At 65.2% G+C, this 10,258-nt stretch carries 9 protein-coding genes; all 9 read left to right on the forward strand.

Features of this window, described 5'->3' with window-relative positions; all coding sequences use genetic code 11:
• The coding region (locus tag G3N97_RS32445) for a 3-hydroxyacyl-CoA dehydrogenase NAD-binding domain-containing protein (RefSeq protein ID WP_205997015.1) at window positions 1–1,517 on the forward strand (1,517 nt) is incomplete at its 5' end.
• A gap of 154 nt (window positions 1,518–1,671) precedes the next feature.
• Entirely contained in the window at window positions 1,672–2,880 is a 1,209-nt protein-coding gene (locus G3N97_RS32450; protein WP_205997016.1) for an acyl-CoA dehydrogenase family protein, read from the forward strand.
• Window positions 2,881–2,891: 11 nt separating this feature from the next.
• A complete protein-coding gene (locus G3N97_RS32455; RefSeq protein ID WP_205997017.1) occupies window positions 2,892–4,028 on the forward strand; it encodes an acyl-CoA dehydrogenase in 1,137 nt (378 codons plus the stop codon).
• 107 nt (window positions 4,029–4,135) lie between these two features.
• Entirely contained in the window at window positions 4,136–5,347 is a 1,212-nt protein-coding gene (locus G3N97_RS32460; protein ID WP_205997018.1) for a CaiB/BaiF CoA-transferase family protein, read from the forward strand.
• A 38-nt stretch (window positions 5,348–5,385) separates the two neighbouring features.
• Window positions 5,386–6,135 (forward strand): electron transfer flavoprotein subunit beta/FixA family protein, encoded by a 750-nt coding sequence (locus G3N97_RS32465; RefSeq protein WP_205997019.1) that lies wholly within the window; start codon window positions 5,386–5,388, stop codon window positions 6,133–6,135.
• 14 nt (window positions 6,136–6,149) lie between these two features.
• Window positions 6,150–7,085, forward strand: coding sequence for an FAD-binding protein (locus G3N97_RS32470; RefSeq protein ID WP_205997020.1), 936 nt, complete (start codon window positions 6,150–6,152; stop codon window positions 7,083–7,085).
• A gap of 196 nt (window positions 7,086–7,281) precedes the next feature.
• On the forward strand, window positions 7,282–7,605 hold the full coding sequence (locus G3N97_RS32475) for a DUF485 domain-containing protein (protein ID WP_205997021.1): 324 nt from the start codon (window positions 7,282–7,284) through the stop codon (window positions 7,603–7,605).
• Window positions 7,602–9,308: a cation acetate symporter gene (locus G3N97_RS32480; RefSeq protein WP_205997022.1), complete on the forward strand. Its 1,707-nt coding sequence runs from the start codon at window positions 7,602–7,604 to the stop codon at window positions 9,306–9,308. Before G3N97_RS32475 ends, G3N97_RS32480 begins: the two co-directional genes overlap by 4 nt.
• Before the next feature lie 273 nt (window positions 9,309–9,581).
• The coding region (locus G3N97_RS32485) for a DedA family protein (protein ID WP_205997023.1) at window positions 9,582–10,258 on the forward strand (677 nt) is incomplete at its 3' end.

The following is a 10,258-nucleotide window of genomic DNA, read 5'->3' on the forward strand; positions in this document are numbered from 1 at the left end:
CGCGCCGCACGCGCGACGCGCAGGCGCTCGCCGACCGCGCCGCCTCGCAGTCCGCCATCGACGCCGCGCGCGCCGAAACCGCGAAGAAATCGCGCGGCCTGTTCTCGCCGCTGAAGATCATCGATTGCGTGCAGGCCGCGCTCGATCATCCGTTCGAGGAAGGCATGCGCGTCGAGCGCAAGCTGTTCCTCGAATGCCTCGACAGCCCGCAGCGCGCGGGTCTCGTCCACGCGTTCTTCGCCGAGCGCGAAGTGCAGAAGGCGCCGGAAACGAAGCGCGCGAAGCCGCGCGCGATCGAAAGCGTCGGCGTGGTCGGCGGCGGCACGATGGGCGCGGGCATCGCCGTGGCCGTGCTCGATTCGGGCCTGCCCGTGACGATGATCGAACGCGACGACGCCTCGCTCGAACGCGGCCGCGCGCATGTCGAAAAGGTCTACGACGGCCTCATCGCGAAAGGCCGCATGACGCCCGAAGCGAAGGCGCAGACGCTCGCGCGCTTCAGCGGCAGCACGTCGTACGACGCGCTCGCGAACGTCGACCTCGTAATCGAAGCCGTGTTCGAGGAAATGGGCGTCAAGCAGGCCGTGTTCGCGGAACTCGACCGCGTCTGCAAGCCGGGCGCGGTGCTCGCCACCAACACCTCGTATCTCGACATCGACGCCATCGCGGCCAGCGTGAAGCGCCCGCAGGACGTGATCGGCCTGCACTTCTTCTCGCCCGCGAACATCATGAAGCTGCTCGAAGTCGTGGTGCCGAAAGCCGTGAGCGCCGACGTCGTGGCCACCGCGTTCGAACTCGCGAAGAAGCTGCGCAAGGTGCCGGTGCGCGCGGGCGTGTGCGACGGTTTTATCGGCAACCGCATTCTCGCCGTCTATCGCACGGCGGCCGATCATCTGATGGAAGACGGCGCGTCGCCGTATCAGATCGACAAGGCCGTGCGCGAATTCGGCTTCCCGATGGGCCCGTATCAAGTGGTCGACCTCGCGGGCGGCGACATCGGCTGGGCCACGCGCAAGCGCCGCGCGGCCACGCGCGATCCGAAAGCGCGTTACGTGCAGATCGCCGACCGCCTCTGCGAGCGCGGCTGGTTCGGCCAGAAAACGGGCCGCGGCTTCTACCTTTATCCGGAAGGCGCGCGCGTGGGCACGCCCGATCCGGAAGTGGAATCGATCATTCGCACCGAGCGCGAGCGCGCGGGCATTGCGCCGCGCAGTTTCACCGACGAAGCCATCCTGCGCCGCTACATGGCCGCGATGATCAACGAAGGCGCGAACGTCGTGCACGAAAAGATCGCGCTGCGCCCGCTCGACGTGGATGTCACGCTGATCTACGGCTACGGTTTCCCGCGCTATCGCGGCGGCCCGATGCAATATGCCGATACGGTCGGCCTCGCCAGCGTGCTCGCCGACATCCGCGAATACGCGAAGGAAGATCCGCTGTTCTGGAAGCCGTCGCCGCTGCTCGTCGACCTCGTGGAGCGCGGCGCGAACTTCGCGAGCCTCAATCAGATCGGCTGAATCGCCGCGCCAGACGCGTCACTTTACGCATCACTTAGCGCGTCACTTAACGCATCGCTTGAACAGCGCATGACGGCCTCGCCGCCACGCGCCTGAACACCCGCCCGCGCCCGGCACCTCCTGCCGCGCGCAGGCCGCAAGGAGCAACACCACCATGGACCTGAAATTCACCGCCGAGGAAGAAGCCTTCCGCAGCGAAGTGCTCAGCTTTCTGCGCGAGCATCTGCCGCAACGTCTCGCCGATATCGTGCGCACCGGCCGTCATCTCACGCGCGACGACATGGCGCAATGGCACGCCATCCTCAACGACAAAGGCTGGCTCGCGAATCACTGGCCGCAGGAATACGGCGGCCCGGGCTGGACGCCGGTGCAGAAGTTCATCTTCGAAAACGAATGCGCGATTGCGGGCGCGCCGCGCATCGTGCCGTTCGGCGTGAACATGCTCGGGCCCGTGCTCATCAAGTACGGCAGCGAAGCGCAAAAGCGCTACTGGCTGCCGCGCATTCTGAACGGCGCGGACTGGTGGTGTCAGGGTTATTCGGAACCGGGCGCGGGCTCCGACCTCGCCTCGCTGCGCACGAGCGCCGTGCGTAAAACCGACGCGAACGGCGACTACTACCTCGTGAACGGCCAGAAGACGTGGACCACGCTCGGCCACTACGCGAACATGATCTTCTGCCTCGTGCGCACCGCCACCGACGTGCGCAAGCAGGAAGGCATCAGCTTTCTGCTGATCGACATGAATACGCCGGGTATCGAAGTGCGCCCGATCGTCACGCTCGACGGCGAACACGAAGTGAACGAAGTGTTCTTCACCGACGTGCGCGTGCCGGTCGAGAACCTCGTCGGCGAAGAGAATAAAGGCTGGACCTACGCGAAATATCTGCTGACCTACGAGCGCACCAACATCGCGGGCGTGGGCTTTTCGGTGGCCGCGCTCGCGCGCCTGAAACACGCCGCGCAGCAGGTGAAGCGCAACGGCAAGCCGCTCGCCGACGATCCACAGTTCGCTGCGCGTCTCGCGAAAGTCGAGATCGATCTGGAGAACATGAAGACCACCAATCTGCGCGTGATCGCGGCGGTGGCCGGCGGCGGCGTCCCCGGCGCGGAAAGCTCGATGCTCAAGATTCGCGGCACCGAAATCCGCCAGGAGATTTCGTCGCTGCTGCGTCGCGCGATGGGGCCGTACGCGGCGCCCTTCGTCGAAGAAGCGCTGCACGAAGGTTACGACGGCGAGCCGATCGGCCCCGACGATGCCGCGAGCGCCGCGTCGCAGTATTTCAACAATCGCAAGCTGTCGATCTTCGGCGGCTCCAATGAAATCCAGAAGAACATCATCTCCAAGATGATTCTCGGTCTTTAAGAGGTCCTGCTATGAACTTCCAGCACACCGAAGACCGCCGCATGCTTGCGGATACGCTCAATCGCTTCATCGCGGAGCAATACGGTTTCGAGAGCCGCGATAAAATCGCGCGCTCGCCTGAAGGCTTCAGCGCGCCGATGTGGCAGCGCTTCGCCGAACTCGGCGTGATCGGCGCGCTGTTCGACGAAGCGGACGGCGGTTTCGGCGGTCAGGGCTTCGACGTCGCGGTCGTGTTCGAATCGCTCGGGCGCGGCCTCGTGGTCGAACCGTTTCTCGACACGCTGATCGTCGGCCGTGCGCTCGCGCACGCGGGCAACGAAGCGCAGCGCGCGCGCCTCGCATCGTTGATCGACGGCTCGCAGATCGCGGCCTTCGCACACGACGAGCCGGGCTCGCACTACGAAGCGGCGCGCGTAAGCACGCGGGCGGAAAAGCGCGGCGACGGCTGGCTGCTGCAAGGCGCGAAAGGCGTCGTGCAACACGCGGAGCACGCCGACATGCTGCTCGTTTCGGCGCGCACGTCGGGCGCGGAATTCGACGAAGCGGGCATCTCGCTCTTTCTCGTGCCGCGCGACGCGCAAGGCGTGAGCGTGCGCGGCTATCGCAAGATCGACGGCGGACGCGCGGCCGAAGTCACGCTCGACAACGTGCAACTGGGCGCCGACGCGCTCGTCGGCGAACCGGGCGCGGGCTTCGCGACGCTCGAACATGCGAGCGGTTACGGCCTCGTCGCGCTGGCATCGGAAGCCGTGGGCGCGATGGACGTGGCGCGCGATCACACGCTCGAATATCTGCGTACGCGCAAGCAGTTCGGCGCGCCGCTCGGCAGCTTCCAGGCGCTGCAGCATCGCATGGCCGACTTGCTGCTCGAAATCGAGCAGGCGCGTTCGTCGGTGATCAACGCGGCGGCGGCCATCGGCGCGGCGCGCGTCGAACGCGAGCGTGCGCTGTCGGCGGCGAAGGTCACGATCGGGCGCATCGGCGCGCGCGTGGCCGAAGAAGCGATCCAGTTGCACGGCGGCATCGGCATGACGTGGGAGTTGCCGCTTGCGCATTACGCCAAGCGTCTCGTGATGATCGATCACCAGCTCGGCGACGAGGATCATCATCTCGCGCGCTATATCGCGCTCTCGCGCGCAGCGGCCTGATCGTCGCGCTCCGCTCCAACCCGGCGACGGGAAGGCGCGCGTGACGCAACCACGACGCAACCGCGACGCGCGGCCTTCCCTCAACAACGAACCAGGAGTGCCTGCTGATGCAGACTCACAACACCGGCCTGCCGCTCTCGGGCGTGCGCGTCCTCGATCTGTCGCGCGTGCTCGCGGGGCCGTGGAGCGCGATGGTGCTCGGCGACCTCGGCGCGGACGTCATCAAGATCGAACATCCCGACCGCGGCGACGACACGCGCGACTGGGGCGTGCGCATCGGCAAGACCGAGACCGCGTACTTCAACAGCGTGAACCGCAACAAGCGCTCGCTCACGCTCGATCTGCAAACGCCCGAAGCGCAGGAGATCGTGCGCGAACTTGCGAAGAACAGCGACGTCTTTATCCAGAACTTCAAGTTCGGCGGCGCGGAGAAACTCGGGCTCGGCTATGAGCAGCTTCGCGCGATCAATCCGCGCCTCATCTATTGCTCGATTTCCGGCTACGACCGCACCGGTCCCGAAGCGAAGCGTCCCGGCTACGACCTCGTCGTGCAGGGCGAAGCGGGCCTGATGGCGCTGAACGGCGAAGCGGATCGGCCGCCGCTGAAGTTCGGCGTCGCGGCGGTCGATCTGTTCACCGGCATGTATTCGGCGCAGGCGATGCTCGCCGCGCTCTACGAACGCGAGCGCAGCGGACGCGGGCGCCACATCGAAATGGCGCTGTTCGATTGCGGGCTGATGATCACCGCGTACTACGGCCTCGAAGCGCTCGTGATGGGCGAAGATCCGCCGCGCTACGGCAACGCGCATCCGTCGATCGTGCCGTATGGCGTGTTCGACGCCGCCGATGGTCCGCTCGTCATCACGGTCGGCAATAACGCGCAGTTCGAACGCTTCGCACGCGAAGTGATCGAGCGCCCGGATATCGCCGACGACGCGCGCTACAAGACCAACATTCTGCGTTCGCAGAACCGCGCGACGCTCGTGCCCGAACTCGAACGCGAACTCGCCAGCCGCGGGCGCAAGCTGCTGCTCGAACGGCTCGCGGGCGCGGGCATTCCGTGCGGCGAAGTCGCGGGTCTGCGCGAAGCGCTGCTCTCGAAGCGCGCGACCGATGCGGGACTCGTGACGCAACAACCGCATCCGGACACTGAAAGCGGCACGACGCCGGTGCTCGCGCCGCCGTGGCGCTTCGACGGCGAGCGCATGCCCGTGCGCCGCGCGCCGCCGCAACTCGGCGAAGGCACGCGCGACGTGCTCGCGTCGCTCGGCTATAGCGACGAACAACTCGCGCAATTGAAGGACAAGGGCGTCATTTAAACCCGCTTGAATAAACCCGTTGGAACAGGAGGAGTGCTGTGAAGATTCTCGTACCCGTCAAACGCGTGGTCGATTACAACGTGAAGGTTCGTGTGAAGTCGGACGGCACGGGCGTGGATATCGCGAACGTCAAGATGTCGATGAATCCGTTCGATGAAATTGCGGTCGAGGAAGCGGTGCGCTTGAAAGAAGCGGGTATCGCAACGGAAGTGATTGCGGTTTCGGCGGGCGTTTCGCAAGCACAGGAAACGCTGCGTACAGCTTTGGCGATTGGCGCGGATCGCGCGGTGCTGATCGAATCGAATGAGGATTTGCAACCGCTGGCGGTGGCGAAGCTGTTGAAAGCGCTCGTCGATAAAGAGCAGCCTTCGCTGGTGATTCTCGGCAAACAAGCCATCGACGACGATTCGAATCAGACCGGCCAGATGCTCGCCGCTTTGGCGGATCTTCCGCAAGCGACGTTCGCGTCGAAAATCACGGTCGCGGATGGCAAGGCAACGGTGGCGCGTGAAGTCGATGGCGGCGCGGAAACGTTGGCTTTGACGTTGCCCGCTGTCGTGACGACGGACTTGCGTTTGAACGAGCCGCGCTACGTCACGCTGCCCAACATCATGAAGGCGAAGAAGAAGCCGCTCGAAACGATTACACCCGCCGATCTCGGCGTCGATGTCGCTCCGCGTTTGAAGACGCTGAAAGTTTCGGAACCGCCCAAGCGTAGCGCAGGCGTGAAAGTGCCTGACGTGAAAACGCTGGTCGAGAAGCTGAAGACCGAAGCCAAGGTGTTGTGAGGAGCGAATCGAAAATGACGAACCTGGTAATTGCAGAACACGACAATCAGTCGATTAAAGCGGCAACGTTGAACACGATTGCAGCGGCGCAGAAAATTGGCGGCGATGTACATGTGCTGATCGCGGGCTATAACGCGCAAGCGGCAGCGGATGCGGCGGCGAAAATCGTCGGCGTATCGAAGGTGCTGCTCGCCGACGCGCCGCAACTCGAACACGGTCTCGCGGAAAACGTCGAAGCGACGGTGCTTTCCTTAGCGAAGAATTACTCGCATATTCTCGCGCCTGCGACGGCAAGCGGTAAAAACGTTACGCCGCGTATTGCAGCGAAGCTCGACGTCGCGCAGATCAGCGATATCACTGCGGTTGAAAACGCCGATACGTTCGAGCGCCCGATTTATGCGGGCAATGCGATTGCGACCGTGCAATCTCAAGATGCCATCAAAGTCATCACCGTTCGCACCACGGCATTCGACGCCGTCGCTGCGGAAGGCGGCAACGCATCGCTTGAAAAAATCGAAGCGGCAGCGGATAACGGCAAAGCGCAATTCGTCAATCGCGAAGTCACCAAACTCGATCGCCCTGAATTGACTAGCGCGAAGATCATCGTCTCAGGCGGTCGTGGTCTGGGCAGCGGCGAAAACTACACGAAGGTGCTCGAACCGCTCGCCGACAAACTCAACGCGGCACTCGGCGCATCGCGCGCAGCCGTCGATGCAGGCTACGTGCCGAACGATTATCAGGTCGGTCAAACCGGCAAGATCGTCGCGCCGCAGCTTTACGTCGCCATCGGTATTTCAGGCGCGATTCAGCATCTCGCGGGCATGAAAGATTCGAAGGTGATCGTCGCGATCAACAAGGATGAAGAAGCGCCGATCTTCACCGTGGCCGATTACGGTCTCGTCGGCGATCTGTTCACGGCCGTTCCGGAACTCGTGAACACGCTCGCGTAAAGCACGAAGCACGAAGCACGCAGCACCCACAAGACGCGCATAAAAAGCGCGCGCGCCGCCCCGCTCTCCAGCGGCGCGGCGCATTCAACGACACAACAACATCGTTCCCGTCGGAGAAAGCGTCAGGCAACCCCGTGAAGGTGGCCCGGCCCCGTTCGTCCGTCGCCTATCCGGCGGCACTGGCAAGGAGACACCTATGGCCTCATCCTCGATCGACACGATCAAGGCGCATCCCGAGTACCGGCAGCTCATCGCGGCGCGACGCCGCTTCAGCTTCTCGCTCACCGCGCTCATGATCGTTCTGTATTACGGCTTCATCCTGATCGTCGCGCTCGCGCCGCATCAGCTCGCGCATCCGCTGTATGCGGGCGCGACCACGAGCGTCGGCATTCTGGTCGGCGTGGGCATCATCCTCGGCGCCATCGCGCTGACCGGTTTCTACGTGCTGCGCGCCAATCGCCGCTTCGACCCGGCCATGCGCGCGCTCATCGCCCGCCTGCAACACGAGGTGACGGCATGATGCGCCCGCTTCGTTCATTCGCCGCGCTCGCGCTCGGCAGCACGCTCAGCACCGCCGCGACACTCGCGCACGCCAACGTGCCCGCCGGTCCGGCCGCGCCCATGCCGCCGCATCAGCACAATCCGGTGGCCATCGGCATGTTCCTGCTGTTCGTGCTCGTCACGCTCGGCATCACGCAATGGGCCGCGCGCCGCACGCGCACCACGCGCGACTTCTACACCGGCGGCGGCGGCATCACCGGCTTCCAGAACGGTCTCGCCATCGCCGGCGATTACATGTCGGCGGCTTCGTTTCTCGGCCTCTCGGGCATGGTGTTCATCTTCGGTTTCGACGGCCTGATCTATTCGATCGGCTTCCTCGTCGGCTGGCCGTTCGTGATGTTCCTGATCGCCGAACCGCTGCGCAATCTCGGCAAATTCACCTTCGCCGACGTCGTCGCCTATCGCTTCGCGCAAGGCCCGATCCGCATGATGACCTCGGCCAATTCGCTCGTCGTGGTGATCTTCTACCTGGTCGTGCAGATGGTGGGCGCGGGCAAGCTGATCGAACTGCTGTTCGGCCTCGACTACTGGATCGCCGAAATCGTGGTGGGCGCGCTGATGGTGATCTACGTGTTCTTCGGCGGCATGACCGCGACCACGTGGGTGCAGCTCATCAAGGCCGCGCTGCTGCTGTGCGGCGCGACGTTCATGGCGATTCTCGCGCTCGCGCAATTCGGCTTCAGCCCGAACGAGATGTTCCGCCAGGCCGTGAACGTGCATCCGGGCGCGCTCAGCATCATGGCGCCCGGCAAGCTGATCCGCGACCCGCTCAACGCGCTCTCGCTCGGCATCGCGCTGATGTTCGGCACGGCCGGCTTCCCGCACATCCTGATGCGCTTTTTCACGGTGCCGAACGCGAAGGAAGCGCGCAAGTCGGTGTTCTACGCGACGGGTTTCATCGGCTATTTTTATCTGCTCACGTTCGTGATCGGCTTTTCGGCGATCGCGCTGCTCGCGCAGCATCCGGAGTTCTTCCGCCTCGACGCCGGCGGCCACTTCAATCTGACGAGCGACCTGCTCGGCGGCTCGAACATGGTGGCCGTGAAGCTCGCCCAGGCGGTGGGCGGCAATCTGTTCTACGGCTTCATCGCGGCGGTCACGTTCGCGACGATCCTCGCCGTGGTGGCGGGCCTCACGCTCTCGGGCGCGACCACCGTGTCGCACGATCTGTACGCGAGCTGGCTCGCGCGCGGACGCAAGGACGAACGCCGCGAAATGCGCATCTCGCGCGTGGCGACGCTCACGCTCAGTGTGATCGCAATCGCGCTCGGCATCCTGTTCGAACATGCGAACGTGGCGTTTCTCGTCGGCCTCGTGGCGGCCGTCGCGGCCAGCGCCAACTTCCCGGTGCTGGTGATGTCGATCTTCTGGCGCGGCATGACCACGCGCGGCGCGGTGGCGGGCGGCGTGCTCGGCCTCGCGGCTTCGGTGCTGCTCACGCTGTTCTCGAAGTCGGTGTGGGTCGACGTGCTGCATCACGCGCACGCGCTCGTCATGCTCGACAACCCGGCGCTCGTGTCGGTGCCGCTCGCGTTCATCGGCATCTGGACGGTCTCGCGCCTCGACAACAGCGCGCGCGCCCGCAAGGAACGCGATGCGTTCGCGGCTCAGGAGTTCTACGGTCAGACCGGCCTGCTGCCGATGGAAGCCGTCAAGCACTGAAGCAATCCGAACGCGCAGCAAGCGCACAGCAAGCGCCGCAAGCGCAACACGCCCCGCGCCGCGTGCCTCACGCACGCCGCGGGGCGTTTTTCATGGGCGCGGCGGCGTGAACGCGGACGCGATCCGGCGGCGCGCCGGAACCGCAGCGGTGCAGCACCGCGCGCGCAAATCCGACCCCGGTTATATTGCGCATGGGGCCGCACGCTTCGCCCCGCGCCGATCCACCGCCGCGCCCGCCCGCGCGGCTCCCAACCGGGCATCCGACCAGCGTCGATGGAGCACGCCTACGTCCACCTGCTGCACCTGCTCGCCGAGTATCCCGGCTGGACGCTCGCGTTCGTCGTGTTCGCCGCGTTCCTCGAATCGCTCGCGCTCATCGGCACCTTCTTTCCGGGCAGCACGGCGATGTTCATCGCGGGCGCCTTCGCGGGCACAGGCGCGCTGAACCTCGGCTGGCTGTTCGCCTGCGCGATCTTCGGCGCGGTGGCCGGCGACGCGCTGAGCTTCTGGATCGGCCGCCGCTATTGCGACTCCATCGTCAAGGTCTGGCCGTTCAGCCGGCATCCCGCCATCCTCGAAAAAGCCGAAGCCTACTTCACGCGCCACGGCACGCGCAGCGTGATCCTCGCGCGCTTCGTCGGGCCGCTGCGCGCCGTGGTGCCGATCGTCGCGGGCATGGCGGGCATGACGCCGATGCGCTTTTTCATGATGAACGTGATTTCCGCGCTCGTCTGGGCGCCCGCGCATATCCTGCCGGGCGTGGTGTTCGGCGCGTCGCTGCAACTGGCGGGCGCGGTGTCGTTCCGGCTCGTGGTGGCGCTCGCGATGATCGCGCTCGGGCTCTGGCTGGTCTGGCGTTTCACGCACGTGCTGCTCGCGCATCTGGACCAATGGGCGGGCGCCTCGCGGCGCGGCGCGGCGCACTGGGCCCAGCAGCACGGCGCAAGCCC

Origin of the sequence: Paraburkholderia sp. Ac-20347 (genome assembly GCF_017104805.1) — a bacterium.
Lineage (GTDB): Bacteria > Pseudomonadota > Gammaproteobacteria > Burkholderiales > Burkholderiaceae > Paraburkholderia > Paraburkholderia tropica.

Excerpts from the sequence above, each read along its gene's own strand:
- G3N97_RS32475 (WP_205997021.1), top strand. The coding sequence starts at position 7,282 with ATGGCCTCATCCTCGATCGACACGATCAAGGCGCATCCCGAGTACCGG.
- G3N97_RS32455 (WP_205997017.1), top strand. The coding sequence starts at position 2,892 with ATGAACTTCCAGCACACCGAAGACCGCCGCATGCTTGCGGATACGCTC.
- G3N97_RS32470 (WP_205997020.1), top strand. The coding sequence starts at position 6,150 with ATGACGAACCTGGTAATTGCAGAACACGACAATCAGTCGATTAAAGCG.
- G3N97_RS32450 (WP_205997016.1), top strand. The coding sequence starts at position 1,672 with ATGGACCTGAAATTCACCGCCGAGGAAGAAGCCTTCCGCAGCGAAGTG.
- G3N97_RS32480 (WP_205997022.1), top strand. The coding sequence starts at position 7,602 with ATGATGCGCCCGCTTCGTTCATTCGCCGCGCTCGCGCTCGGCAGCACG.
- G3N97_RS32460 (WP_205997018.1), top strand. The coding sequence starts at position 4,136 with ATGCAGACTCACAACACCGGCCTGCCGCTCTCGGGCGTGCGCGTCCTC.